The organism is Methyloversatilis sp. XJ19-13, assembly GCF_024580155.1.
Classification (GTDB): Bacteria; Pseudomonadota; Gammaproteobacteria; order Burkholderiales; family Rhodocyclaceae; genus Methyloversatilis.
In genome coordinates this window covers 89,819-115,575 of sequence record NZ_JANINH010000006.1, presented here as the reverse complement: position 1 = coordinate 115,575, position 25,757 = coordinate 89,819, and the positions used below count along the sequence as shown (strand labels likewise).

The window sequence follows — 25,757 nt, the reverse complement described above, 5'->3', positions numbered from 1 at the left end:
CCATGAAACAGTTCCTGTTCCCTCTCTTTCTCGTCTCGGCCCTGCTCGGCGCGCCGGCTGCGCCTGCCGCCGATCTGCGCCTGCCGCCCTTCGAGGCAATCGACGTGGACGCCCAGCCGGTCGGCAGCGGCGATCTGCAGTCGGGCGAACAATGGCTGCTCGCCGTCGTCGACGGTGGCCTGCCCAGCGCGAGACGCTTTCTCGATGCGCTCGGTTCGAAGAACGAACGCTTCGGCGGCAATGTGGTGGTGCTCATTCTGGGGTCGCAAGCGCAGTTCGACACGCTGCGTCAGGCTTACGAGCGGCTGGGCGACCTCCGCTGGCTTCGGTCGCAGAGCCCGACCCTGCTGGGCGAACTGGGACTGACCGGCGTGCCGGCGCGTATCGCCCTGCATCCGGACGGACGCATCGCCAGCCGCCGTGCCGGCCTGGGGCGCAGTCCGGACGAAGTGGCGCGCCAGGTCAGGGCCTGGGTGGGCAGCACGGGCGCGGTCAGCATTGACGATGGCCAGTAGCAGGGTCGCGGCAGCGCGAGCGGTGTGCTGCGCGGCCATGCTGGTTTCGGCTGCCGTGGCGGCAGACGGAAAGACGGCCGCGCTGCGCGCGCTCGACGCGGCACGGGTTCCGGCGAACGCCGCCGCGCTGGTGCAGTACGCGGGCATCGGCGACGCTCACGTGGTCACGCAGTTGTTGCGGGCCGGCGTGCCAGCGGACGAACCCCTGCCGGGCCGCCAGCTTCGCGCCTTGCACAATGCGGCGGCGCAGGGACATCTGCGCATCGTCGAGCAGCTCCTCGCCGCCGGGGCCGGCGTCGATGCGGTCGACGACAATGGCTGCAGCGCACTGGCCGCTGCCGGCTGGCGTGGTCACCTCGAAGTCATGCGCAAACTGATCGATGCCGGCGCCTCGGTGTCGGCCGGTTCTCCGGTCTGCCCCGCCCTGCATCAGGCGGTGCTCGGCGCGCAGGCGGCCGCCATCCGTCTGCTGCTTGCCCACGGTGCCGACCCGGCGCAACAGGACAGCTACGGGCGCGACGCCCCGGCACTGGCCCGCATTCTTCATCGCGAGGCCTTGTTGCCCGCCACTTCCCGCTAGCCGCCGATGCCTGACCGTTCCCCTTGCATGCGCTGGCTCGACCGGATCCGGCTACCGGCCGCACTGTTGCTGGCGCTGGCTGCCAGCTACGCCGTCCGCGCGGCTGGACTGGACGACACCCTGATCGCGCGCGGCGAGTGCGCAAATCTTGTTCGTGCGCACGAGGCTCGCAGCCTGCTCCCGGTGTCGGTGTTCCACGACTGGGAAAAGGCGCGCACCGAGGCAAGGGCCATGGTGAAGGCCTGGCAGAGCGAGCCGCCCGGACTGGCATGGACACGGCTGCAGCTGGCCATGCACGTCAAGCACAAGGTGTCGCCGACGCGCGCAGCGCGTGGCCTCGCACTGATGCATGTGGCGATGCGCGACGCGGCGCTTGCGGCGCAGCACTGCGACCAGGACGCCGCGCTGGCGCAGTCCATGGCGGCGGCGCACGTGCTGGGTTATCTGTTCAATGTCGAGGAGCGCTCCTTCGACCGCATCGCCTTCGAGCTGGCCGCGCAGCACAGGGGGCATTCGCGCGAGCGCCCGGACGAGGCGACCGGACGTGCGCTGTCGCTTGGCTACGAAGTGGGGCGGCAGATCGCCGCCTACGGCGATTCCGATGGCGCGCAGCACGGCTGGAACGGCGTGCGCCTTCAGTGGTACGGCGAGGGACGCTACTACGGACCGGGCAGCTGGGAGCCGACGCCACAGTATTTCTACTTTCCGCCCTCCGAACCGTTCGCGCCGTTCTGGCGCACCTGGGTCGCAGTGGACTACGACGCGACCAGACCGGTACCGCCGCAGTACGGCTCGCCGGCCTATCTGAAGGCGCTGCAGGAGGTGATCGACGTGCAGCGCACGTTGACGCCGGAACAGCTCGCAATCGCCAAATTCTGGGTGGACGGTCACGGCTCGGTCACGCCGCCCGGTCACTGGAACCAGATCGCGCTCGACGCGCTGGCCGAGCGACCGCTGGCCGACACCCGGCGGACACTCGACCTGTTTGCCGACCTGAACATGGCGATGGCCGATGTGTTCATCGTGTCGTGGGAGGTGAAGTATCGCTACTGGACGGTCCGGCCGGTCACGGCGGCGAAACAGTTGCTGGGCACGGACTTCACGCCCGCCATCCTGACGCCGCCCTTTCCCGGTTACGTGTCGGGGCATGCCGCGACCAGCGGTGCGGCTGCCCGGGTGCTCGCGCACTACATGCCGGAGCGTGCGGAGCGCTTCACTGCGCAGGCGGAAGAGGCGGCGATGTCGCGCCTGTACGGCGGCATCCATTTCCGCCATGACAACGAGGACGGTCTGGTGCTCGGTCGGCGCGTTGCGGACGGCGTGCTCAAGCGGGCCGGATCAGCCGAACAGACCGAGCGCCATCAGCAGCGGCAGTGACAGCCAAAACAGCAGCGTACTCCAGCCGATCAGCAGTGCCGAGGCGGCGGCATCGATCCTGAAGCGCTCGGCCAGCAGCAGCGAGGTCATGAAGGTCGGGGTGGCGCATTCGACCAGTGAGGCGCGCTGCGCTTCGGTTGGCACGTCGGACCACAGCAGCACGATGGCCCAGATCAGCAACGGTGCGACCAGCAGCTTGACCGACGCGACGACCAGCACTTCGGTGCGCGGCACCAGCCGGCGCCACGGAATGGTCATGCCGAGCACGAACATGATGACCGGGATCGCCGCCTGACCGATGAAGCGCGCCGCCTCGATCAGCGGCGGGTAGGCCAGTCCGCTGTACTGCGCGCCCAGGCCGAGCGCGAAAGCCCACATCGGCGGCATCATCAGAACGGTGCGCAGCACGTCCGGACGCTCGCCGTCGGCGTGCGAGCCGAGCCGGGTGGCGATCCAGACGCCCAGCGTCCACACGACCGGCATGGTCATGAACATGTCGTTGAAGATGGCGTAGCGCATGGCGCCGTCGCCGAAGAAGAACTCCAGCACCGGGGCGCCGACGTTGAAGGTGTTGCCGAACATGCCGCCGAGCATCAGCGAGGCGCGCGTCGTGTCGTGCAATCCGGCGCCCAGTCGCGTCTTCCACAGCAATACATAAAGCAGCGCGCCATTGGCCAGCGTACCGATGCCGACCAGCAGCGGCACCGTCAGCAACTCGAAGCTGATCGGCGTGCTGGCGGCGACCGCGAACAGGATGGCCGGATAGAACAGATAGAGGACCAGCCGGTTCAGCTGCGCGCGCAGCACGCCGGCATCGTGATCCTCGCCCATGCGTGCCGCCCACCAGCCACCGGCCGCGACCAGCAGCGACAGCGGCAGCATCACCTGCACCATCAGCCCAAGCAGATTGCTGCCCAGCGTCACGCCTGCACCTCGGTCAGATTGCGGCCGCGCGTTTCGGTCACCAGGGCCGCACCGGCCAGACCGATCAGCGCAGCGACGACGAACACCGACATGCCGGACGCCATGGCGCCAGCGGTCGGCTCACCCGGGCCGCCGATCTCGCGCTCGATCACCCAGCCGACCAGCGGCTGCTGGATGGCGGCACCGAGAAAGCAGCCGACGTTGACCACGCTGGTCGCCATGCCCGACAGCGCCGGCGGATTCACCTCCTTTGCGCTGGCCCAGCTCAGTGTGAAGGCGGCGGCCGACATGCCGAGCAGCGCGAACAGTGCATGGCTGGCCAGCGGTGTCAGCGGCATGCCCTGGGTGAGTGGCTGCCAGCACAGCAGGTACACGGTGCCGACTGCCAGCATGACGCTCTTGCGGCGGCGCAACCGGTCGGACAGCCGCCCGATGAACAGTGCGCCGACGGCAAAGGCGACCAGCATCAGGGTGGCGTGCTGCGCCGCGAGCGCGCGATCCATGCCCTGAACCTTCATCAGCCAGGGTACGCACCACAGGCCGGCGAACGAAAAGAAGCTGCCGGCGATACCCAGGTTGACGAACAGCCCGGGCCAGGTCGAGCGGTTGCCGGCGACGCGCCGCAGTCCGGCCTTCCAGTCGTCGGCCAGCGGCGCATGCGCCGGCTTGCCCGACAGCTCGCGCAGCGACGGCAGGCCGGCGTCTTCCGGCCGGTCACGCACGTACAGCCAGGTCAGCACGGCCAGCAGCATCGACAGCAGGCCCAGCGCCACAAATACTGAGCGCCACGACACCACACCGACCAGCCAGGCCAGCGGCGTCGCCGCGACGGCCGCCCCGAGATTGCCGATGAACTGGGTCAGCCCGCTCATCGTGGCGAAGCGGCTTTCCGGAAACCAGGCGGCGTTGATCTTGAGCAGTGCGAGAAACGGAAAGGACACGCCCAACCCGACGAGTGCGCGGCCGATCACGGCGACGAACAGCGAATCCGCCTGAGCGAAGATGATCGCCCCGATGCCGGCGATGACACCCCCGAAAGCCACGATGCGACGCGGCCCGAGCGTATCCATCAGCACGCCGGTCGGGATCTGCATCACCGTGTAGATCCAGAAGTAGCTGGCGGCCAGGATGCCCAGCGAAGCCGGGCCCACCGCGAAGTCGCGCGTCAGCTCGCCCGCGATGGCGGCAGGCGCGGTGCGATGGAAAAACACCAGCACATAGGAGCAGGCGAGCAGCAGGAAGGCGGTCCAGCGCAGGCGGACCAGCAGGCGATTCGGTTCTGCAGGAGGCATCGGTCGGATTTTACGTGGCGTAGCAGGAATGCGGAGGTGCATCGGCACCTCCGCAGCGTGCTGTGACGGTTACGTCAGTTGTACAGATAGTTCGGCAGCCACAGGCCGATGCCGGGGAACATGTAGAGCAGGATGAGCATGATCACCTGGATGCCCATGAAGGGCAGCATGCCGGCGAAGATCTGGTTCAGTGTCACGTGCGACGGCGCCACGCCCTTCAAATAGAAGGCCGACATCGCCACCGGTGGCGACAGGAAGGCGGTCTGGAGGTTGATCGCCACCAGCAGGCCGAAGAACAGCGGATCAATGTTGAAGTGCGCCAGCAGCGGCACGAAGATCGGCATGAAGATGACGATGATTTCGGTCCATTCGAGCGGCCAGCCGAGGATGAAGATGATGCACTGCGCGAGGATCATGAACTGGATCGGTGTCAGATCCATCGACAGCACGAAGTTCTCCACCAGTTCCTGTCCGCCCAGCAGCGCAAACGCGGCCGAGAAGATGGCGCTGCCGACGAACAGCCAGCACACCATGGCCGAGGTCTTGGCGGTCAGGAACACCGACTCCTTGACGACCCCGAAATTCAGCTGGCCGTAGGCCGCCGCCAGCAGCGCGCCGCCGAAGGCGCCGATCGCCGCCGCCTCGGTCGGTGTCGCCAGTCCGAACACGATGGAGCCGAGCACCGCCAGGATGAGTACGGCCAGCGGAAAGAAGGACGACAGCAGCATCTTGAAGATTTCCAGCCGCTCGAAACTGAGGATGGCGTAGAACGCAATCAGCAGCACGGCGCAGATGGCGCAGGCAATCCAGAAGCTCGATGGGGCGGTCGGTGCGGCAACGGCGTCATTCGCGGCGGGCGTTTCGGCACCCGGTTCGGCCAGTGAGGGAACAGGCGCTTCTGCGGCCATGGGCGCCGCTCCGGGCGGTTCCGCGAGACCTGCTTCCTGCGGTGGCTCGGATACGCCCGCCTCGGGCGGCTCGGACAGTCCCGATTCCAGCGGTGGTTCGCCCAGTCCGCCTTCGGCCGGCGGCTCTGCCAGCCCGCCGTCGCTGTCCGGTTCGGCCAGTGATGACGACGAATAGCTGCTTTCGAACGATTCGAGCCCGGCCGGCACTTCGTCGATCACCTTCACCGCCGTCATCGAGCCGTGGATGGCGAACAGCGATACCGTCACCGCGATCAGCGGCAGCAGCGCGAGCCCGAGCTGGCCGAGCAGATTGCCCATCGGCACATCGGCGTTGCGCGGGCCTTTCAACGCAGCCAGCAGCGAGGGCAGGGCACGCGAGCCGTACTGGCGCGCCACCTGCGACGCAAGTGCCGGCAGCGGAACGTGGCGTTCGGCCTCGGGCAGCGGCGGCGCCCAGTCGGGGCGCAGCTTTGCCATGATGATCACGTACACCATGTACAGACCAGCCAGCATCAGGCCGGGGAAGAAGGCGCCGGCATACAGCTTGACCACTGACACGCCGGCGGTCGCGCCGTAGACGATCAGCATGACCGACGGCGGAATCAGGATGCCCAGGCAGCCACCGGCCGTGATGACGCCGGCCGACAGGCGCACGTCGTAGCCGGCGCGCAGCATGGCCGGCAGCGCCAGCAGGCCCATCAGCGTGACCACCGCACCGACGATGCCGGTGGCGGTCGCGAAGATGGCGCAGGTCACAAGCGTGGCGATGGCCAGCGAACCGGGCAGGCGCGACATCGCCAGATGAAGGCTCTTGAACAGTTTTTCGATCAGGTTGGCGCGCTCGACCAGATAGCCCATGAACACGAACAGCGGAATCGATATCAGCACGTCGTTGGTCATGACCGAAAACGCGCGCTGCACCATCAGGTCCAGCGTCTGCTGGGTCGCGATGTCCGGGTTCTGCGAGCGGTAGGCCAGCCAGGCGAAGATCACGCCCATGCCCATCAGCGTGAACGCGGTCGGAAAGCCCAGCATGATGGCCACCACGACCAGCGCCAGCATCAGCAAGCCCAGGTGACCGCTCGTCCATTCCGACGGCGCGGGCATCAGGATGGCCGTGGCGGCGATGATGATCGCCATCAGGCCGAAGCCGAAGCGCAGTTCCTTCCTCATTTCGCGCTCCCGGCCGGCGCCTCTTCAGGCAGGTCGGCATGCACCATGTGGCGCAGCTTTTCGACGTCGACCTCCTCCACGTCGCGCACGCGCGACGGCCATTCACCCTGGCGGATGCAGATGATGCAGCGCAGGATTTCGACCACGCCCTGCAGCATCAGCGAGGCACCGGCCAGCGGAATGATGGCCTTGAACGGGTAGATCGGCGGGCCGTCGGCCGACACCGAAGAATGTTCGTTGATCACCCAGGATTCGGACGCGAAGTCCCAGCCGGCCCAGCACAGCGCCAGCACGCCCGGAATGAAGAACACGAAGTACAGGATGAGGTCCAGCGTGGCCTGGGTGCGCGGCCGGAAGAAGCCGTACAGCACGTCGCCGCGCACGTGACCGCTCGCCGCCAGCGTGTAGGCGCCGGCCATCATGAACAGTGTGCCGTACAGCATGTAGGTGGCGTCGAACACCCAGGCGTGCGGCGAATTCAGCACGTAGCGGGAAAACACTTCCCAGGTGATGATCAGCGTCAGCAGCACCACGGTCCACGCAAAGGCGTGTCCGACCAGGGTGTTGAATCGATCTATGCGCAGCAGCAGTTCTTGCATGGCGGTTTCCTGATCCGGCAGGCACGCGCATCGATGCCCGAAATGAAAAAACCGGCGCCCCGTTCGGTGGCGCCGGTCTGTTGGCGATCGCCGGGGCTCAGCCCTTCTTCGAGAAGAAGTGGTCGTACGCCATGCGGAAATTGACGGTGGTGTCGTTCTGCCAGGCCGCGGCGCGCTTCGCAAACGAGCGCTGCGATTCGAGCACCTTGGCGAACAGCGGATTTTCCGACGCCTTCTTCTCGGTCACCTTGTCCCACGCTGCCAGCTGCGCCTTCAGGATCGGGTCCGGTGTCTTGTAGAACTTCACGCCCTGCTTGTCGCGCATTTCCATGTAGGCGGTGGAATAGCGGTCGATTGCCTTCCAGGACATTTCGGCCGAAGCAGCCGGAACGGCCGACGCGATGATGGCGCGCAGGTCGGGCGCCAGCGCCTCCAGGCGCTTCTTGTTGAACAGGATTTCGAACTGTTCCGACGCCTGGTGGAAGCTCTGCAGCATGCACACCTTCGCCACATCGGGGAAGCCGAGCACCTGGTCGCTGGACGCGTTGTTGAACTCGGCCGCATCGAGCAGGCCGCGGTCCATCGCCGGCACGATTTCGCCGCCAGGCAATGCATTGACCGACACGCCCATATCGGTGAACACGTCGATCGACAGGCCGACGGTACGGAACTTCAGGCCCTTCATGTCTTCCGCCTTCGACACCGGCTTCTTGAACCAGCCGAGCGGCTGGGTCGGCATCGGGCCGTACATGTAGGACACGACGTCCATGTTGAGGCTCTTGTAGATTTCTTCCAGCAGCGCCTTGCCGCCACCGAATTCGTGCCACGCCAGCAACATGTTGGCGTCCATGCCGAAGGCCGGGCCGGAGCCCCACAGCGCAAGCGCGGAATTCTTGCCGTACCAGTAGGCGATCACGCCGTGGCCGCCATCAAGCGTGCCCTTGTTGACCGCATCCAGCAGGTCGAAGGCCTTCACCACCGAACCGGCCGGCAGCACGTCGATCTTCAGGCGGCCACCCGACATTTCATTGACCAGCTTGGCGTAGTCCTGGGCGAATTCGTGAAAGATGTCTTTCGCCGGCCAGGTGGACTGGAAACGCAACGTGATCGGCGACTGGGCGACCGAAATGCCCGGGAAGGCTACTGCCGCCGTACCGGCTGCGGTGCCGGCGGCTCTGGCCAGAAAGTTTCTGCGGGCTGCCTGGGGTTTGTTCTGTTCGGACATGTCGTGCTCTCCTCATCGTCGTTGTTGTGACCGCATCATGCTGTGCGGTGCAATGATCGCCGTGTGCCGTACAGATACGGCGCCCGGTGATGCTAACCCCGCCTTACCGGCCAGGACAAGGCGCACTGCAGCGTCGCTGTTCAGGCGGGCGCACCGTATATTTTCTGCCTTACGGTTTCCTTACTTCACCAGGCCCCAGTTCTGCAGTCGCTGAAAGGCAAACTGCGCCTGCGCGTCCTTGTTGCCGCTGCGGATGTAGGCCGCGTAGTGCTGGCTGGCATTGCGCTTGTCCTGCATCGTTTCATAGGCAACACCCTTCAGGAACAATGTGGACGGGTTTCCCGGCAGGATGCGGTCGTAGGCATTGAACGATGCCAGCGCTTCCTGCGGCCGGTTCAGCGCCAGCCTGGACACGCCGCGCTGGTAAAGCGCCTGGCCTTCGCCGGGATAGAGCTCCGCAGCGCGCGCGAAATGCCGGTCGGCATCTTCATACTGTTTCTGCGCAATCAGGCACTTGCCCATCAGCACATTGCCGCAGTAGTCGTCCGGCGCGACCTTCAATGCCTTCGCGAAGTTGCCTTCCGCTTCCTCGATCGATTTCTTCGCCATCAGCGATTCGCCGTCCTGCTGCGCCTTGATGGCGGGCGCGATGCGACGCAGCGACGCGGTGTTGTCCATGTAGCGATCGCGCGACAGCTTCTTGTTGCGCAGAGACCCATAAGTGTCCTGCGCTTCGCGTTCGGCGGTGGCATACCGCTCGTCGGACATCGGGTGCGACGAGAACATGGTCTGCAGCAGGCTGGGCCTGGCCTTGTTCTGGCTGCGCAGCATGTCCATCAGATTCACCATGCCGTCCGGGTTGTAGCCGGCCTTGGTCATGTATTCCAGGCCCAGCGCGTCCGCCTGGCGCTCGTCGCTGCGCGAGTAGCCGGCCAGCAGCGCACTGGCGCCGACCTGGGTCGCGATGTTGGCCAGCGGTGCGGCGCCCCGGTAGTCGGACATCGCCACTGCGACATTCACCGCCGTGGCGCCGGCCTGGGCAATCATCGAGCGGCCCGCCTGCTTGGCGCTGTGTCGCGCATTGACGTGGCCCGTCTCGTGGCCGAGCAGGGCGGCCAGTTCGTCCTCGCTGTCCATGTCGAGCATGATGCCGCGCGTGACGGCCATGCTGCCGCCGGGGAAGGTGTAGGCGTTGATGTAGTTCGCGTTCACGACGCGTGCGTTGTACGGCACCTCCGGCCGATGCGTGTTCCTTGCCAGCGACAACTCGAGATCGTTCACGTAGCGGTTCAGGGCGTTGTCCTGCACCGCACCGTAGTCGGCCGAGAACTGCTTCGGCGAATGCTGGCGGTCAATGCCCAGTTCGCCCTCCTCGGACAATCCGACGACGACCTGCTTGCCGGTGATCGGGTCGGTCGCACAGCCGGTCAGCTGGGGCAGCGTTACCGCGGCGCTGGCGATGCCGGACAACCAGAGGAAGTCGCGGCGCGACATTTCGCGGCGGAAGTAGCGGTCATGTGACATGTGTTTCGGTCCTTTCGATCATCAGTCTGCGCGGACACCACAACGGTTCGATGCGACATGGCGCTGACGACACTTCGATTCAGATGCAAGATTCAAGATGCAAGATTCAAGGTGCAGGGTCAGACAGGTTCGGCGTGCTCGACCATCAGTTGTATCCGGCGTACGCCCTGGTATTCGTTGATGTCCAGCCGGTAGGCTGCGGTCACCCGCGCCGGCAGCGGTTCCGCGCGGTTGAACCAGATGGCGTCGAAGCTTGCACCGTCCTTCACCAGCGCGAGCTTCAGGTGCTTGTCCTTCAGCAGGCGCTGGTTGCGCACCTCGAAGCGGTCGGAAAATACCGGCGGTGGAAAACCCTGGCCCCATGTTTCAGCTTCGATCAGCGTCGCTGCGTTGAGGTTCATCAGCGATGCCTCCAGCGCGCCATCGGTTTCTATGGTGCGGGTCAGCGCGGAAGGTTCCACCATGTCGGCGACCGCCCGTTCGAAGGCGGCTCGGAAGCGGTCGAGGTCGTGTTCGAGCAGCGTCAGGCCTGCCGCCATGGCGTGCCCGCCGAAGCGGATGATGAGGCCGGGTTCGCGCTTGGACACCAGATCGAGCGCGTCGCGCAGGTGCAGGCCGGCAATCGAACGGCCCGAGCCCTTGATTTCACCTTCGTGGCCGCGCGCGAAGGCGATGGTCGGGCGGTGCGCGCGCTCCTTGATGCGCGAGGCGACGATGCCGATGACGCCCTGGTGCCAGTCCGGGTGGAACAGCGACAACGACTTCGATTCGCCGATATCGATGCCGGCCAGTTGCGCCTCGGCGTCTTCCTGCATGCCCTGTTCGATTTCGCGCCGTTCGCGGTTGATTGCGTCGAGCTGCTGCGCCAGACCGAGTGCGCGCGCGAAGTCATCGGTGATCAGGCATTCGATGCCGAGCGACATGTCCGACAGCCGTCCGGCCGCGTTGAGCCGCGGCCCGAGCGCGAAGCCCAGATCGAAGGACTGCGCCTGCGACGGCTCGCGCCCGGCCGCTGCGAACAGCGCGCGCAGACCGGGCACCATGTTGCCGGCGCGGATGCGCTGCATGCCCTGGGTGACCAGAATTCGATTGTTGTGATCCAGTTTCACCACGTCGGCCACGGTGCCGAGTGCCACCAGATCGAGCAGATTGCCCAGATTCGGCGCCTCACGCCCGTCGAAGGCGCCGCGGCTGCGCAGTTCGGCACGCAGCGCAAGCATGACGTAGAACATGACGCCGCAGCCGGCGATCGCCTTGCTCGGAAAGTCGCAGCCCGGCTGGTTCGGATTCACGATGACGTCGGCCGCCGGTAATTCGTCGCCCGGCAGGTGGTGGTCGGTCACCAGCACTGACATGCCCAGTTCGTTCGCCCGTGCCACGCCCTCGACGCTGGCGATGCCGTTGTCCACGGTGATCAGCATGTCCGGTTCGGCGTGCGCGGCAAGGTCGACGATTTCCGGCGTAAGGCCGTAGCCGTATTCGAAGCGGTTCGGTACCAGATAGCTCACGTTGGCGCCCATTGCGCGCAACGCACGGATGCCGATGGCGCATGCGGTGGCGCCATCGCAGTCGTAGTCGGCGACGATCAGCAGGCGGGCGTCGGCTTCGATCGCATCGGCCAGCATGACCGCCGCGTCGGCCAGCCCGCGCATCGAATCCGGCGGCAGCAGCGCCTTGAGCGAGTAGTCGATCTGGCTGCGGTCCTGTACGCCGCGCGCGGCGTACAGGCGGGCCAGAAGCGGATGCACGCCCTGCTGGGCGAGCATCTCGCTGCTGCGCAGCGGGACGGGGCGGTGCTTGATGCAGGTCATCGGAATTCCGGCAGGCAGGGGCCGCGCATCAGGGCGATGCAACGACGGAAAAGGGACGGCGCCAGAATTTCATCAGGTCGCGCCGCTGCACGGTGACATCGATGCGTCCGTCGTCGCCGCTGAGCGTCAGCGTGAGCGTCTGTACATCGCCACGCCGGAGCGCTGCCAGTGCCGGCACGATCCACTGCTGCTCGATGGTGACCGCGGCCTGCGCCCAGGTTTCGGCGTCGAGGTAGAGCGAAGGGGCCAGCGCGGCGTCGAGCACCACGAGATTGTCCGGCAACAACGCCACGCCGACCTGTGCCGGCAGCGGCGCCGTGCGCACGCCGGACGCCAGTGCCATGCCGCGTGCCAGCGCATTGTCGGACCACACCTGGATGGGTCGCGCCTGCGCGCGTGCGACCGCCACGCCGGCGCCCCAGAACCACAGGCTGTTGATGGCAGGGCGCCCGGCCTCTTCGCGCGCGGCATTCACCGGGTGGCTGTGAAACAGCATCTGGGTTTCGTTCATCCACTGGCGCACCTTCGCGCCATCCGGACCGGATGGCAGGCGCACGTCGATCTTTCGTCCGAGCGCGCCGCCCGGCGGCGTGGTGTCGACGGTGACGGGTTCATGCAGCGCCAGATGGCCGTGACCGCCGGCGCCCATGTAGAGCCAGCCGACATTGGCGAAGTGGGCGTTCCACGACGCGCACAGCGCGGCGGCTTCCTCGGCGTCCGGTGCCACATCGGGTGCATCGGTCAGCAGCAGGGCGTCGCGCGCGAAGCGCAGATGCACGGCGTCGGCTGCCAGCCACTGCCGGCTGTTGACCGCCTCGCCCTGGCCGGCGCGGCGCAGCGCGCCGAACGGTGCCTGCTCGTCGAGTCCGAACAGCGACGCCAGCAGGAATTCGGCCGCCAGCGCCGGCCGCCGCAAGGTGCTGCCGCAACCGGCCAGACGCGACAGCGCCGGCGTCTTCAACGACTGCAGGGCGGCTGGGTGATGCGGGGATGACGGCCAAAGCAGGCCGGGCAGAACGATGTGCAGAGGCATTCCGTGAGTGTACCCCGCGGGTGGCCCGGACTTCACGGCTTGCACGGACTGTCGGCGCCACCGCTGTGGAAGCGGCGATTCACTCACGGCTCTGCATGGCAGGTTGGCGCTGCGGGCGGCGAGCAGTGCCCGCGGAAACCTCCGCTCCCGCCCTCGCCTTTCCCACAAAACCCTTGCCGTTCCGACAAGACCCTCGCCGCTCGCACGCGTTGCGCTGCAAAAGAAAAGCCCCGCACCGGGCGGGGCTTTCCGGAACAACGGCGATGAAACGGCTTACTTCACGCGGTTCTTGTATTCGCCGGTACGGGTGTCGATTTCGATCTTGTCGCCGATTTCGCAAAACAGCGGCACGGACACTTCATAGCCGGTGTTGATCTTGGCCGGCTTGAGCACCTTGCCCGAGGTGTCGCCCTTGACGCCCGGTTCGGTGTAGGTGATTTCGCGCACCACCGAGTTCGGCAGCTCGACCGAAATCGCGCGGCCTTCGTAGAACACCACTTCGCACGCCATGCCGTCTTCGACGTAGTTCAGTGCGTCGCCCATGTTTTCGGCGTCGACTTCATACTGGTTGTAGTCACCATCCATGAAGGTGTACATCGGGTCGGCGAAGTACGAGTAGGTGACTTCGCGGCGCTCGAGGATGACTAAGTCGAACTTGTCATCGGCTTTATAGACAGTCTCCTGACCGGAACCGGTCAGCAGGTTCTTCATCTTCAGCTTGACGACAGCCGAGTTGCGGCCGGATTTGTTGTAGTCGGCCTTGAGTACGACCATGGCTTCGTTGCCGATTTTCACGACGTTGCCGGCGCGCAGTTCCTGAGCGGTTTTCATGCAGGGTTCGTTCCTGTGGGGAGGGTTGTGATTGAAAGCCGCCGATGTACAGCTCGAACCTTTGCAACCCCTGTTGCAACGCCCGCCGCGGCAAACCCGGCATTATATAGGTGGTTGATTAAACATCACAAGCTGCGTCGCGAGGTCGTCCTGGGACGCCAGCGCTAGCGCCCGCTGGCGTGCGTGCGACGCCAGATGCGGCAGGTCACCGAGCAGGGTCTGCCAGTCCTGCACCGGCACCGCGTTCGCGCTGTTCCAGCCGTGATGAAGCGCGCGCAGGCGCGTCGCCACCTCTGCGGGCAGGCCTTCGGCATGGCGGTCGAGAAAGGCGTCGAGCTTGGTCAGGTGGGCGCCTCCGTCCTGCGGGTAGATGTGCCACAGCATGGGCTGCGCGGCCCACTGGGCGCGCAGGAATGAATCCTCGCCACGGACAATGTTCAGGTCGCACTGCCACAGCAGCCGGTCGTAGTCGTCCTGGTCCATGAAGGCGAGTACGTGCAGCGAGAGCGCGCCGCGCCGTACGACGTCCCCGGCGCGCAACGGCCGACAGAGTGCTTCGGCCGCCACCGTGAGCGACCGGCTTTCCGGTACCCACAGCTGCACCGGTTGCGTATGCGCCGCGAGGGCTTCGAGCAGCGTCGCGATCGATGGGCTTTCGTAGCCGAACAGGGAAAGCTGCAACGCCCCGGCATCGACGGCCATGCCGAGTCGCGCCAGATCGAATTTCCGGGCCGCGGCATCGGCCAGCCAGGCGTCGCGCTGCGCCGACAGATCACGCTCGCGCAGCAGGCCACCGGTGCGTGCCGTGAAACCGGGAAAGAAAAAGCGTTTCGTGAGCCCGCTCGCCGCGTCGAGCGACGGCAGCCCATGGCAGCCTTCTACCCAGGCTTCGGCACTGAGATATTCCAGATTGATCCAGTCTGGCGGCGGGTGTTGCGCCGCCATGGCCGTCACGAAAGCCGGCGGCAGGTCGCAGGCGAAGGCTTCGATGACGCAGCTGGCCGGCAAGCAGAGGGGCGTGTCGTCATTCCATTGCCTGACCTCGACGCCCGGTTCGGCGGCTCCTTGCGGCTTGATGCGCGCCAGCGCATCAAGTGCATCGACCCACAGCCTGACATGCCAGCCATGGTCGCGCGCCAGGCAGCGCGCGAGCCGCCAGCACACGCCGATATCACCGAAATTGTCGATGACGCGGCAGAACAGGTCGGCGCTGCGCCCGGTCAGCGACAACTTCCGTGATGAATCTTGCGTGACAGGGTGCGACATGCCTTCAAGTCCTGAATCCGTTCGTCGTAAAGGGAGAAGTATTCGACATCATCCGTCATTGCCTGCCCGCTCAAGGAGTCCTGTCATGCCCATGCAGCGTCCGACGTCCGAAGCACTCGGTTTTCGCCACACCCACCGCACCCTGCAGGCCGGCGAAGACATACCGCCGATGCCGAGCCTGCTCGACCAGATCGCCCAGATCAACGCGATGGCGCTGGTTGCCGAAGCAGATGGCGAGGCCGACAATGATGACTGGGCCGGCGACGCGGCGATCGACGACGCAACGATCGACGACGAGGACGAGGACTGAACCACGCATTGCGGTCACCATTCAGCCGGCGCCCATTCCGGCCGTAAACAGGTCATCTGAACGAAGGACCTGAATCATGCGCGACGTTTCGATCGCCACCCTTGACGGCTGGGTGGCGTACATGGGCGGAAAATCCGTGCCGGTTCTGGCACGAACCGTGCGTGAACTGGCTGTATTGCGCGAGACGGAAAACTCCGTCAGCGCACGCAGCATCGCCCAGGTCGTGCTGCACGACCCGCTGATGACCTTGCGGGTGCTCGCCTTCATCGAATCACGCAATCGGCACAGCCAGCATCACGACATCACGACCATAGAACGGGCGCTGATGATGATCGGCATCACGCCCTTCTTCAACCATTTCGACGGCCTGCCGACGCTGGAAGATCACCTGCACGGCCATCCGCAGGCGCTGCTCGGTGTGATGCGCGTGATTGCGCGCGCGCGCCGTGCCACCAGCTGGGCACGCGAATGGGCGCTCATGCGGCATGACATGGATGTCGATGAAATCACCGTTGCCACGTTGTTGCACGATGTGGCGGAAGTGCTGTGCTGGGTGTTTGCGCCCAAACTGTCGCTCGATCTGCGCGACCTGCTGCGCGCCAACCCGGGCATGCGCACGGCGGCCGCGCAGAAGGCCGTATTCAACGTCACCGCGCATGAACTCCAGCTCGCGCTGGTGCGCGCATGGAAGTTGCCGTCATTGCTGGTGGAACTGATGGACGACAGCCGGGCAGCCACCCCACGCACCCGAAATGTATCGCTCGCCGTCAATCTGGCGCGCCACAGCGCCAAGGGGTGGGACGATCCGGCGTTGCCGGACGATTTTGCGGCGATCGAGGCCTTGCTGCGCGTCAGCCACGAAACCCTGCTCGGCCGGCTTGGCCTGCCGATGGATGGATCGCCGCCCCCCCAGCCGGCACTGCCGGATGACCCTGAGCAGCCCTGAACCCCTGATCCGGTTCAGCGGCGCGCCTCCAGCGCCTCCCAGCGCACCATCGCCTGATCGATCAGCGTGGCCAGTTCGCCCAGGCGCGCCGATACTTTCGCCGCATCGGTACCCGTGCCGGCCGACAGGCGGTCGGTGAGCGTTGTCTGTTCGGCTTCCAGCGTGGCGATCAGATCGGGCAGCCCGTCCAGCTCCTTCTGTTCCTTGAAACTGAGCTTCGACTTCGCAGCGGCGGCCACCGGCTTGTCGCCTTTCACAGCTGGCGCGCTGGCGACTTTCGCTGCCGCACTGGCGGCCGCCTGCACCGTGGCGCGCTGCGCCACCCAGTCGGTGTAGCCGCCGATGTATTCGCGCCAGCGTCCGTCGCCTTCGTAGGCAACCGTCTGCGTGACCACGGCGTCGAGGAAGGCGCGGTCGTGCGACACCAGCAGCACGGTGCCGTCGTAGTCCTGCAGCAGCTGTTCGAGCAGGTCCAGCGTTTCCATGTCGAGATCGTTGGTCGGCTCGTCGAGCACCAGCACATTGGCCGGGCGGGCGAACAGCCGCGCCAGCAGCAGGCGGTTGCGCTCGCCGCCGGACAGCGATTCGACCTTGGCGCGCGCGCGCTGCGGCGGGAACAGGAAGTCACCCAGATAACCGATCACATGCGTGCGCTTGCCGGCGATCTCGACAAAGTCCGAGCCCGGGCTGATCACTTCGGCCAACGTCGCGGAGTCGTCGAGCTGGCTGCGGAACTGGTCGAAATAGGCCACCTCGATGCGCGTGCCGTTGCGCACCACACCGCTGTCGGCCTGCAGCTGACCGAGGATGAGCTTGAGCAGCGTGGTCTTGCCGGCACCGTTCGGGCCGATGAAGCCGACCTTGTCGCCGCGCACGATGCGCGCCGTGAAGTTGCGCACGACCACCTTGTCGCCGAAGCGCTTGCTGACGTCTTCCAGTTCGGCCACCAGCTGGCCCGACGCTTCGCCGCGATCGACCTCGATGCGTGCCCGGCCCATCTGGTCACGGCGCGCCTCGCGCCGGGCGCGCAACTCGTCGAGCCGCTTGACGCGGAACTGGGCGCGCGTGCGCCGCGCCTCGACACCCTTGCGTATCCACACCTCTTCCTGCGCCAGCAACTTGTCGGCACGCGCCGATTCGAGCGCCTCCGCTGACAGTTCATCGGCCTTGCGCGCCACGTATTCGGCGTAACGGCCGGGGTAGCTGCGCAGCTGGCCACGGTCCAGTTCGAGGATGCGGCTGGCGAAGCTGTCGAGGAAGCGCCGGTCGTGGGTGATCACCAGGCTGGCGCCGCGGAAGTCGTTCAGCAGCGCTTCCAGCCAGGCGATGCCGTCGAGGTCGAGGTGGTTGGTCGGCTCGTCGAGCAGCAGCATGTCCGGTTCGGCGACCAGCGCGCGCGCCAGCGCCACGCGCTTGAGCATACCGCCGGACAGCGATTCCACCTTCGCGTCGCCCGGCAACGCCAGCCGCTCGAGCGCCTGTTCGATGCGCTGCTCGAAGCGCCAGGCCTGATGGTGCTCGAGCGCATCCTGCAGTTCCGACATGCGGTCGAACACGGTTTCGTCGCCGTGCGCCATCGCGTCGGCCACGTCGTGATAATCGATCAGAAGTTGCGCCAGTTCGCCCAGTCCCTGCGCGATCGCATCGAACACGCGTGCGCCGGGTTTGAATTTCGGTTCCTGCGATACATAGGCCAGCTTCATGCCGGGCTGGCGCCAGAACGTGCCGTCGTCAAGCGCGGCGTCTCCGGCGAGAATCTTCAGCAGGCTGGACTTGCCGGTGCCGTTGCGTCCGATCAGCGCCAGCCGCTCGCCGGGTTCGACCACCAGCGCGGTGTGGTCGAGCAGCGGCACGTCGCCGAAGGCAAGGCAGGCATTGTCGAGCGTGATCAGCGGCATGTTGGGCAGCGTGAGTGGTGGCTTGATGACCGGGCGCGCAGTATACGCCCTGCCTTCAAAGTTCCTGCCGCGCTTCAGCCGGCGCGCGACAGCGGCTGCGACTGCCAGGCCAGCAATGCGCCGCCGAGCGCCGCTTGAAGCAGCCCGAACACGCCGTAGACCAGGGCTGCACCGACTGCCTCCGCCGCCGGCACGCCGAAGGCGGCAAGCACCGCGGCCGCGGCGGCTTCACGCGTTCCCCAGCCCCCGACGCTAACCGGCAGCGCAGCCATCAGAAAGATCGGGGCCGCTGCAGCCACCCACACAAGGCCCGGCAGATCGAGCCCGAGTGCGCGACCGCCACAGGCAAGCGCGCCGACCGAAAGCGCCTGCACCACGAGCGATGCGCCCATCTGCAATGCGTACTGTTGCAGCGCGCCCGCGCGCCGTACATGCGACTGGATGCGCGCAAGGGCGCCGACCGGACGGCCGCGATGGACGTCGGTCAATGGCCGCGCGATCAGCAGCAATGGAGCGACCAGCAGAAGCAGCGGGACGGTTGCGCCAAGCAGATCGATGAGGGCAGCCGGTGCCCGCAGCGCAACCGTCAGCGACCCTGCGGCGAAGGGCGCTGCCACGGCACCGATCGCCAGCAGCATCCACAGGCCGCTGACGCGGTCGAGCAGCACGGACAGCCCTGCGTCCAGCGCCGGCAGACCGGCCTTGCGCAGCGCCAGCGCGCGGTACAGGTCGCCGCCGACGACAGCGCCGGGCAGCAACGCATTGAGCGACATCGCCCTGAAATAAGTGAGCAGCGCGAACAGCGGACTAACGGTTGCGCCGAGCCAGGCGGTGAGCGCGCGCCAGCGCAGGGCGGACGCGACGTTGGACAGCAAGGCGGCAGCGAGACCGGCGAGCAGCCAGTCGCGGTCGGCACGCAGCAGCACGTCGGCCAGCGACCAGGGATCCGCCAGACGGACCACCACCGCCAGCAGCACACAGGCTGCGACGGGGCGCAGCAGCGCGCCGCGCGTCATCGCGCGTCCGGCTCCCGCGCGTGGTACTGGGGCCGGCCGCGGCCCTCGTGATAGATGCGGATCAGCAGTTCGCCGATGAGGCCGGCGACGATGAGCTGCACCCCCATGAGCAGCAGCATGACCCCGGCAATCAGCAGCGGGCGGCCGCCGATATCCTCTCCGAACAGCTTGAGCACGCCCAGCCAGCCGAGGATGACCGTCCCCGGCATGGCCATCCACAGGCCGAGCGCGCCGAAGGCATGCAGCGGACGCTGGCGGTAACGCATGAAGAAGACGATGAGCACCAGATCGAGAATGACGCGGAAGGTGCGATCGATGCCGTACTTCGACACGCCGCGCGCACGCGCGTGATGGCGCACCGGCATTTCGGCGATGCGTGCGCCGGCGTCGCGCGCCAGCGACGGGATGAAGCGGTGCAGTTCGCCATACAGCCGGATGCGGTCGATGATGTCGCGTCGATACGCCTTCAGCGCACAGCCGTAGTCGTGCAGATGCACGCCGGTCGATGCCGATATGAGCTTGTTGGCGATCATCGAGGGCAGGCAGCGCGACAGGGCGTTGTCCTGCCGATGCCGGCGCCAGCCGGAAATCATGTCGACCTCGGGATCGTTGTCGAGGCGATCGATCATCGCCGGGATGTCCAGAGGGTCATTCTGCAGGTCGCCGTCCAGCGTCACGACGTAGCGACCGCGCACGCGGTCGAAGCCTGCCTGAAGCGCACTCGACTGGCCGTAATTGCGCACCAGTCGGACCGGCCGCAGCCAGGACCGCGCGCTTGCCAATCGCACCAGCAGCGCGCCGCTCCCGTCGCGCGAACCGTCGTCCACGACGATCAGTTCGAAGCGACGGCCGGTGGGCGCCAGCGCCGCGTGGATGCGATCGACCAGATCGCCGAGATTGTCGAGTTCATTGAACACCGGAACGACGACGGACACCTCGGGCGCCTCGGCCAAGGCACGCACCGGCAGTTCCGGCTTGACGAGTTCGACCACTTGGGGCATCGAAGGACGGCGTGATGATTTCGATCGTCATCGTGACGCGCTGCGATTAACGCTCAATTAAAGATGCACTGCGACACTGTGACGCGATGAACGCCCCTCTTTCCACTCTCCGGTCGCACCAGGTTCCCTGGCTGCTGCTCCTGCTCTATTTCGGCGCCCACATCCTGTCGCGCATCCTGGTGTCCGACGCGCTCGAACTGGACGAGGCAGAACAGGCGCTCTGGACGCAGCACCTTGCTGCCGGCTACGGCACTCAGCCACCGCTATATACATGGCTGCAATGGACGGTGTTCCAGGTCGCGGGCGTCTCGGTGCTTTCGCTGTCGCTGCTGAAGAACGCGCTGCTCGCAGCGACCTACGCCTTCGTCTGGCTGGCCGCGCGCCGGCTGATGGCCGCGCCGCTGGCGCTGCTGGCAGCGGCCTCCATGCTGCTCATTCCGCAGATCGGTTGGGAGTCGCAGCGCGACCTGACGCATTCGGTGCTGGCCACGGCGATCGCTGCCGCCACGCTGTGCATCGTCGTGCGGCTGATCGAAAAGCCGTGCCGGGCGCTCTACCCCGCGCTCGGCCTGTGCGCGGCGCTGGGCTTGCTGTCCAAGTACAGTTTCGCCCTCTTTCTGGTTGCACTGGTGCTTGCACTGCTGCTTTCGCGCGAGGCACGGCCGGTGCTGCGCAGCCCGTGGATCATCGCGGCAGTGCTGGTCGCGCTGGTGGTGCTTGCGCCGCACGCGCTGTGGCTGTTCGACAACTGGCATGTGGCCAGCGCTCGAACTCTGGAAAAGCTGGGCGCAAGCACGGGCCTGACAGCCGGCCTCGCGCGCGGCGTGGGCAGCCTGCTCGGCGCCGCACTGGCCACGCTGGGCGCACTCGCCTTCGCCGGCACTGCGATCTTCGGCCGCGCGGCGTGGCAGGACGGCGCCGCCTCGGCGCACTGCCGACTGTGGCGACGCTACTTCGGCGCGCTGGCGGCGCTGATGCTGGGCCTTGTCCTGGTGGGTGGCGCGACGCACTTCAAGGGCCGCTGGCTGCAGCCGCTGGTGTTCATGGCACCGCTGGCCTTCTTCTGCTGCCGGCCCCGGCTGGCAGCACACCCGCGGCTGAGCTGGCTGCGCGGCACCCTGATCGCGCTCGCGCTGCTCTATCTGTTCATGGCCAGCATGCGCCCGGTGTTCGACGGCTGGCGCAACCGGCCGGACGAACTCAACGAGCCGGCGGCAGAACTCGCCGACGCACTGCGCGGCGCAGGGTACGACGGGCGCACGCCCATCGTGACGCACGATCCGGTGCTGGGTGGCGTGCTACGCGTGCGTTTTCCGCAGGCACGCGTCACGGTGTGGCAGGAAGGCCTGCCGGAACCCGCGCCGCGGTTCGCGCCGCATCTGCTGATCGGTCGGAACGATGACGGAAGGCGGTTGTTCGAACGGGCCGCCGCGGCGCCCGTGCACCGCCTGGCCTTGCACCCGCTGCATGCCCGGCCGGAGCGCCCGCCGATCGAATACCGCTACGCCTTCATGCGTTCAACTGGCGCGCGGGTACAATCTCGGCCCGCGGCTCCATAGTTGAATGGATACAACAACCCCCTCCTAAGGGGTAGGTACAGGTTCGATTCCTGTTGGGGCCACCAGCAGTGCCTTGTCCCGCTTCGCCCTCCCGCACATCCGCGGTGTCCCCGCCTCACGACGACCTGCCAGCCCGGCGCCTTGCGGCTAAAGGAATCGATATCGTTCGTCGATATCACTTAAGTCGTACCAAAAAAACCCCAAACAGACCGACGGACTGAACATGGCAACGTCTTCAATGCGCAGCGACGATTTCGCCGTATGGATAGCTGCAGCAACCAGTGCAGGGTGTGCTGCAACGGTATTTTCGCAGGCGCCGGCTGGCTGGAGCGGGGGCCTCCTCGCACTGACGGTCGCGAGCCTCATCGTGTCTCAGATTCTCAGCCACAAGGCGCGCGCGCGCTATGCAGCGACCAGCCGCGCACGTATGGCCGACATCAACCGAAATGTCGGTCGGTACGACGATCTGTGTGCCGCGCTCGCCACTGGCAGCCAGCAACAGTTTCAACGGTTGCAGGGCTCGATCGGGCAGACCCAGGACATCATTTCGAGCGCGTGCGGCAATCTGCGCGAATCCGAAGGCCGCAGTGCCCTGCGTACCATGGTCGAGGAGCTGCAGGCTCTGGCCTCGGATGAAGATCAGGCGCGCCGACGTGCGGGTATCGCACAGTTCGCACAGGAAATGCAGACAGCGCTGTCGGGTTTTGTCGCGACCGTCGAAGCGCTGAGCGCAGGCAGCAGCCGGATCGCCGAACGCTTCGGCTGCGTCCGCACCAAGCTCGACGAAGTGCGTGCGCTCATCGGACAGGTCAACGACATCAACCGGCAGACCGAACTCCTGGCACTGAATGCAGCCATCGAAGCTGCGCGCGCGGGCGAAGCCGGCCGGGGGTTTGCAGTGGTTGCCGACGAAGTGCGCAAACTTGCCCAGCGCACCGAAAAATTCAGCACGGAAATCGGCGCCCTGCTGGGTGATGTGAATGGTGCCATCGTCGAAGCGGGCGACGTCATCTCGCACTCAGCCGGCACTGACATCGGCTCGGCCCGGGCCTCGGAACAGCAGGCCGCAGAACTGTGGAACCAGATGTCGGAGATCAACAGTCATGCGGGACGGCAGGCCGAACGCATCAATCAACTGTCGTCGGCCATCCACGACGCGGTCATGGAAAGCATCATGTCGATGCAGTTCGAAGACATGGTGAGCCAGTTGCTGCACAAGGTGCGCGAACAGACGGAACTGATGGCGCGCTATGTAAACGGCGTCTTCGACGCCCACAGGGATCGCGACCAGCATGACGGGCTTTCGCGCGTCGCCGGGCGCAATGCCGTTCTCGAGCGGCTTCTTGGCGAAGCCGAGGAGGCTTCCAGGTCACTGAATCAGGGGGCCGTCTCGCAGAACAACATGTCGGTCGGAGAAATCGAGCTGTTCTGATCCACTGCCAGGGTCCGGGGTGACTCAGCCGCGCCGCGCCTCAACCACGCCGTCGACGTCGCGCAGCAGCGCCAGTATTTTCTGGATCTGGCCGACGCTGGCAATTTCAACCGTGAAGCTCATGCGCGCCATGTCGGCCTTAGACAGCGTGCTCACCGCCGTCACATTGATGCGCTCGCGCGACAGCAGTTCGGAAATGTCGCGCAGCAGGCCCTGCCGGTCGTGCGCCTCGACCAGCAGGTCGGCGGCGAAGCGCGATTCCGGATCCTGGCTGGCGATTTCGCCCCACTGCGCGTCGACCACCCGTTCCGGATTGCGCGCCACCATGTTGATGTAGTTCGGGCAGTCGCTGCGGTGGACGGCCACGCCGCGCCCGCGCGTGACGAAACCCGAAATCGGATCCGGCGGTGCCGGTTTGCAGCAGCGGCCAAGCTGGGTCAGCAGCTTGCCGACACCTTCCACCAGCACGCCGCGTTCGCCCACGGCACGCGGTGCGCGCGGCTTGATCAGCGGTTCGTCCGGCGGCGGCTCGTCACCCTTGAGCGCGACATGAATCGCACGTGGTCCGACCTCGCCGTGCGCGCACGCGATCAGCAGGGCGTCGACGCTGTTGTAGCCCAGCTTCTGCGCCAGTTCGTCCAGATTGGTCTGCGTCGCGCCTTCGCGCGACAGCTCGCGCGTGAGCCAGTTGCGGCCCTGCGCCAGCGTTTCGCCTTCTTCTATCTGGGCGAACCAGCGCCGTACCTTCACGCGTGCCTGATGGGTTGCGATGTAGCCCTGCTGCGGGTTCAGCCAGTCGCGTGACGGCCCGCCCTGCTTGGCGGCGATGATTTCGACCCGCTGGCCGTTGTCGAGCGGCGTATTGAGCGGCACCAGCTGGCCGTTCACACGCGCACCGCGGCAGCGGTGGCCCAGATCGGTGTGCAACCGGTAGGCGAAGTCGATCGGCGTTGCACCCTGCGGCAGGTCGATCACCTTTCCCTGCGGCGTCAGCACGTACAGCGTGTCGTCGAGTGCGGCACGTTTGAACTGCTCGACCCATTCCGAGTGGTCGGCGATTTCATCGCGCCATGACAGCAGCTGGCGCAACCAGGCAATCTTGTCGTCGTAGTCCTTGTCCTGGCCCGAACCTTCCTTGTAGCGCCAGTGCGCCGCCACGCCCATCTCGGCGTGCTGGTGCATTTCGCGCGTGCGGATCTGCACCTCGAGCGAACGGCCGTCCGGCGCCAGCACCGCGGTGTGCAGAGAGCGGTAATTGTTGCCCTTCGGGTGTGCGATGTAGTCGTCGAATTCGCGCGGCAGCGGTTGCCACAGCTGGTGCACCACACCGAGCGCGGCATAGCAGTCGCGCACCTCGTCGACCAGAACGCGCAGCGCGCGCACGTCGTACACCTCGGCGAACTCGATGCGCTTGGCGCGCATCTTGTTCCAGATGCTGTAGATGTGTTTCGGCCGGCCCTGGATTTCCGCCTTGATGCCGGCGCCGGCCAGTTCGGCCCGCAGCCGCGCCATCGAATCGGCGATGAAGGCTTCCCGTTCGACGCGCTTCTCGTCGAGCTGCCTGGCGATGCGCTTGTAGGTGTCCGGTTCGAGAAAGCGGAAGGAGAGGTCTTCCAGCTCCCACTTCAACTGCCACACGCCGAGCCGGTTGGCGAGCGGCGCATAGATGTCGAGCGACTCGCGCGCCATGTCGATGCGCTGCTCGTTCGGATTGACCGTGAGCCAGCGCAGGCTCTGCACGCGCGACGCCAGTCGCAGCATGACGACACGTACGTCCGCCACCATGGCCAGCACCATCTTGCGCAGCACTTCGGCCTGGTTGCCGATCTCTGCACCGGTCGTGCTCCTGGTGGCGTGCGAGCGGGTGATCAGGCGCAGATGATCAAGCCGCTGCAGGCCGGACACCAGCTCGCTGACCGACTGGCCGTATTGTTCGGCGATCTGCTGATCGGCGTCGTCGACAACTTCGTGCAGCGGGAACAGCAGCGCCGCCAGTCGGGTTTCGAGGTCGAGCCGCAGCGAGGCGCAGATCAGCGTCTGACCCACCACGTGTTCGTGCATCGGCTCGCCAGTGCCAAGCGTGCGGCCGGCGTAAAGCGTTGCCACGCGGTCGTGGGCGGCCCGCAATGTAGCGGCCTCGGCGTCACCCAGACCGTCGGCCAGCAGTTCGAGCGTGGTGCGGGCAGTATCTGCGCTGACGAGGGAATGGACGACGGAAACCATGTTCGGGATTATCGCTGATCAGGGACGCGGGGGCTTGCGGCGCAGCAGCATGGGCGGATGCGGTGGGGATGCCAGGGATTGAAACAAAAAGGGGCGACCGATCACTCGGCCGCCCCGCAGACATCTGTCTCACGACAGTTGCCCCGAATCAGGTCTTCGGCTTGTCCGGTTGGGAGCTCTGGGGTTTGGCGTCGCCGTGCTTTTCGCCCGGGCATGCGATGACAACGCTGGACGACGCAAACATCGCCAGCCCCAACAGGATCGCGAGACGTTTCATCACGGATCACCTCCTTTCATGGTTGCGGAGCCAGTAC

Annotated in this window: 22 protein-coding genes and 1 tRNA gene; 8 read left to right on the top strand and 15 right to left on the bottom strand. The window is 66.2% G+C overall.

Going from position 1 to position 25,757, the window contains the following annotated elements:
* The first annotated feature begins 2 nt into the window (after positions 1-2).
* The 3 genes from NMQ14_RS09980 to NMQ14_RS09970 are packed head-to-tail and all read left to right on the top strand — an operon-like array spanning position 3 to position 2,472.
* Positions 3-515 carry a hypothetical protein gene (locus NMQ14_RS09980; protein ID WP_257095685.1) on the top strand — a complete coding sequence of 171 codons (513 nt, stop codon included), beginning with the start codon at positions 3-5 and terminating at the stop codon, positions 513-515.
* Positions 505-1,095, top strand: coding sequence for an ankyrin repeat domain-containing protein (locus NMQ14_RS09975; protein WP_257095684.1), 591 nt, complete (start codon positions 505-507; stop codon positions 1,093-1,095). The genes NMQ14_RS09980 and NMQ14_RS09975 overlap by 11 nt, the downstream gene beginning before the upstream one ends.
* 6 nt (positions 1,096-1,101) lie before the next feature.
* The gene (locus NMQ14_RS09970; protein ID WP_257095682.1) at positions 1,102-2,472 is read left to right on the top strand and encodes a vanadium-dependent haloperoxidase; all 1,371 of its coding nucleotides are present in this window, start codon (positions 1,102-1,104) and stop codon (positions 2,470-2,472) included.
* Here the strand turns inward: NMQ14_RS09970 and NMQ14_RS09965 are convergent.
* From NMQ14_RS09965 to earP, 10 genes are all read right to left on the bottom strand, one after another.
* Positions 2,434-3,396 carry an AEC family transporter gene (locus tag NMQ14_RS09965; protein WP_257095680.1) on the bottom strand — a complete coding sequence of 321 codons (963 nt, stop codon included), beginning with the start codon at positions 3,394-3,396 and terminating at the stop codon, positions 2,434-2,436. The two genes, NMQ14_RS09970 and NMQ14_RS09965, sit on opposite strands and share 39 nt — an antisense overlap.
* The gene (locus NMQ14_RS09960; protein WP_257095678.1) at positions 3,393-4,688 is read right to left on the bottom strand and encodes an MFS transporter; all 1,296 of its coding nucleotides are present in this window, start codon (positions 4,686-4,688) and stop codon (positions 3,393-3,395) included. Before NMQ14_RS09960 ends, NMQ14_RS09965 begins: the two co-directional genes overlap by 4 nt.
* Before the next feature lie 74 nt (positions 4,689-4,762).
* A complete protein-coding gene (locus NMQ14_RS09955) occupies positions 4,763-6,769 on the bottom strand; it encodes a TRAP transporter large permease subunit (protein WP_257095676.1) in 2,007 nt (668 codons plus the stop codon).
* The gene (locus NMQ14_RS09950) at positions 6,766-7,368 is read right to left on the bottom strand and encodes a TRAP transporter small permease subunit (RefSeq protein WP_257095674.1); all 603 of its coding nucleotides are present in this window, start codon (positions 7,366-7,368) and stop codon (positions 6,766-6,768) included. The genes NMQ14_RS09955 and NMQ14_RS09950 overlap by 4 nt, the downstream gene beginning before the upstream one ends.
* Positions 7,369-7,465: 97 nt before the next feature.
* Positions 7,466-8,593, bottom strand: coding sequence for a TRAP transporter substrate-binding protein (locus tag NMQ14_RS09945; protein WP_257095672.1), 1,128 nt, complete (start codon positions 8,591-8,593; stop codon positions 7,466-7,468).
* A gap of 180 nt (positions 8,594-8,773) precedes the next feature.
* Positions 8,774-10,117, bottom strand: a complete 1,344-nt coding sequence (locus NMQ14_RS09940) for a M48 family metalloprotease (RefSeq protein WP_257095670.1) — start codon at positions 10,115-10,117, stop codon at positions 8,774-8,776.
* Between the two features lie 119 nt (positions 10,118-10,236).
* Positions 10,237-11,928, bottom strand: a complete 1,692-nt coding sequence (gene recJ, locus NMQ14_RS09935; protein WP_257095668.1) for a single-stranded-DNA-specific exonuclease RecJ — start codon at positions 11,926-11,928, stop codon at positions 10,237-10,239.
* A gap of 28 nt (positions 11,929-11,956) precedes the next feature.
* Positions 11,957-12,961 (bottom strand): hypothetical protein, encoded by a 1,005-nt coding sequence (locus tag NMQ14_RS09930; protein WP_257095666.1) that lies wholly within the window; start codon positions 12,959-12,961, stop codon positions 11,957-11,959.
* Between the two features lie 273 nt (positions 12,962-13,234).
* A complete protein-coding gene (efp, locus tag NMQ14_RS09925) occupies positions 13,235-13,792 on the bottom strand; it encodes an elongation factor P (RefSeq protein ID WP_257095663.1) in 558 nt (185 codons plus the stop codon).
* Positions 13,793-13,894: 102 nt separating this feature from the next.
* Complete coding sequence (earP, locus tag NMQ14_RS09920; RefSeq protein ID WP_257095661.1) at positions 13,895-15,058, bottom strand: elongation factor P maturation arginine rhamnosyltransferase EarP; 1,164 nt, start codon at positions 15,056-15,058, stop codon at positions 13,895-13,897.
* Positions 15,059-15,143: 85 nt separating this feature from the next.
* Here earP and NMQ14_RS09915 point away from each other — a divergent pair, with 85 nt between their 5' ends.
* Both NMQ14_RS09915 and NMQ14_RS09910 read left to right on the top strand, forming a co-directional pair.
* Positions 15,144-15,368 carry a hypothetical protein gene (locus NMQ14_RS09915; RefSeq protein WP_257095660.1) on the top strand — a complete coding sequence of 75 codons (225 nt, stop codon included), beginning with the start codon at positions 15,144-15,146 and terminating at the stop codon, positions 15,366-15,368.
* A 76-nt stretch (positions 15,369-15,444) separates the two neighbouring features.
* Positions 15,445-16,314 (top strand): HDOD domain-containing protein, encoded by an 870-nt coding sequence (locus tag NMQ14_RS09910; protein WP_257095658.1) that lies wholly within the window; start codon positions 15,445-15,447, stop codon positions 16,312-16,314.
* Between the two features lie 14 nt (positions 16,315-16,328).
* Here the strand turns inward: NMQ14_RS09910 and NMQ14_RS09905 are convergent, their stop codons facing one another.
* The 3 genes from NMQ14_RS09905 to NMQ14_RS09895 all read right to left on the bottom strand — a co-directional run bounded on the left by NMQ14_RS09905 (position 16,329) and on the right by NMQ14_RS09895 (position 20,229).
* Positions 16,329-18,212 (bottom strand): ATP-binding cassette domain-containing protein, encoded by a 1,884-nt coding sequence (locus NMQ14_RS09905; RefSeq protein ID WP_257095656.1) that lies wholly within the window; start codon positions 18,210-18,212, stop codon positions 16,329-16,331.
* A 74-nt stretch (positions 18,213-18,286) separates the two neighbouring features.
* On the bottom strand, positions 18,287-19,228 hold the full coding sequence (locus NMQ14_RS09900) for a lysylphosphatidylglycerol synthase transmembrane domain-containing protein (protein WP_257095654.1): 942 nt from the start codon (positions 19,226-19,228) through the stop codon (positions 18,287-18,289).
* A complete protein-coding gene (locus NMQ14_RS09895) occupies positions 19,225-20,229 on the bottom strand; it encodes a glycosyltransferase family 2 protein (RefSeq protein WP_257095652.1) in 1,005 nt (334 codons plus the stop codon). The genes NMQ14_RS09900 and NMQ14_RS09895 overlap by 4 nt, the downstream gene beginning before the upstream one ends.
* Before the next feature lie 86 nt (positions 20,230-20,315).
* Between NMQ14_RS09895 and NMQ14_RS09890 the strand changes: the two genes are divergently transcribed.
* From NMQ14_RS09890 to NMQ14_RS09880, 3 genes are all read left to right on the top strand, one after another.
* The gene (locus NMQ14_RS09890) at positions 20,316-21,788 is read left to right on the top strand and encodes a glycosyltransferase family 39 protein (protein ID WP_257095650.1); all 1,473 of its coding nucleotides are present in this window, start codon (positions 20,316-20,318) and stop codon (positions 21,786-21,788) included.
* Positions 21,779-21,853 (top strand) — tRNA-Arg (locus NMQ14_RS09885). The genes NMQ14_RS09890 and NMQ14_RS09885 overlap by 10 nt, the downstream gene beginning before the upstream one ends.
* Positions 21,854-22,011: 158 nt before the next feature.
* Positions 22,012-23,220 (top strand): methyl-accepting chemotaxis protein, encoded by a 1,209-nt coding sequence (locus NMQ14_RS09880; protein WP_257095647.1) that lies wholly within the window; start codon positions 22,012-22,014, stop codon positions 23,218-23,220.
* A gap of 24 nt (positions 23,221-23,244) precedes the next feature.
* On the opposite strand, the gene NMQ14_RS09875 is transcribed toward NMQ14_RS09880, so the two are convergent.
* The gene (locus NMQ14_RS09875) at positions 23,245-25,443 is read right to left on the bottom strand and encodes a bifunctional (p)ppGpp synthetase/guanosine-3',5'-bis(diphosphate) 3'-pyrophosphohydrolase (RefSeq protein ID WP_257095645.1); all 2,199 of its coding nucleotides are present in this window, start codon (positions 25,441-25,443) and stop codon (positions 23,245-23,247) included.
* 148 nt (positions 25,444-25,591) lie between these two features.
* Positions 25,592-25,720: a hypothetical protein gene (locus NMQ14_RS09870; RefSeq protein WP_257080013.1), complete on the bottom strand. Its 129-nt coding sequence runs from the start codon at positions 25,718-25,720 to the stop codon at positions 25,592-25,594.
* Positions 25,721-25,757 lie beyond the last annotated feature (37 nt).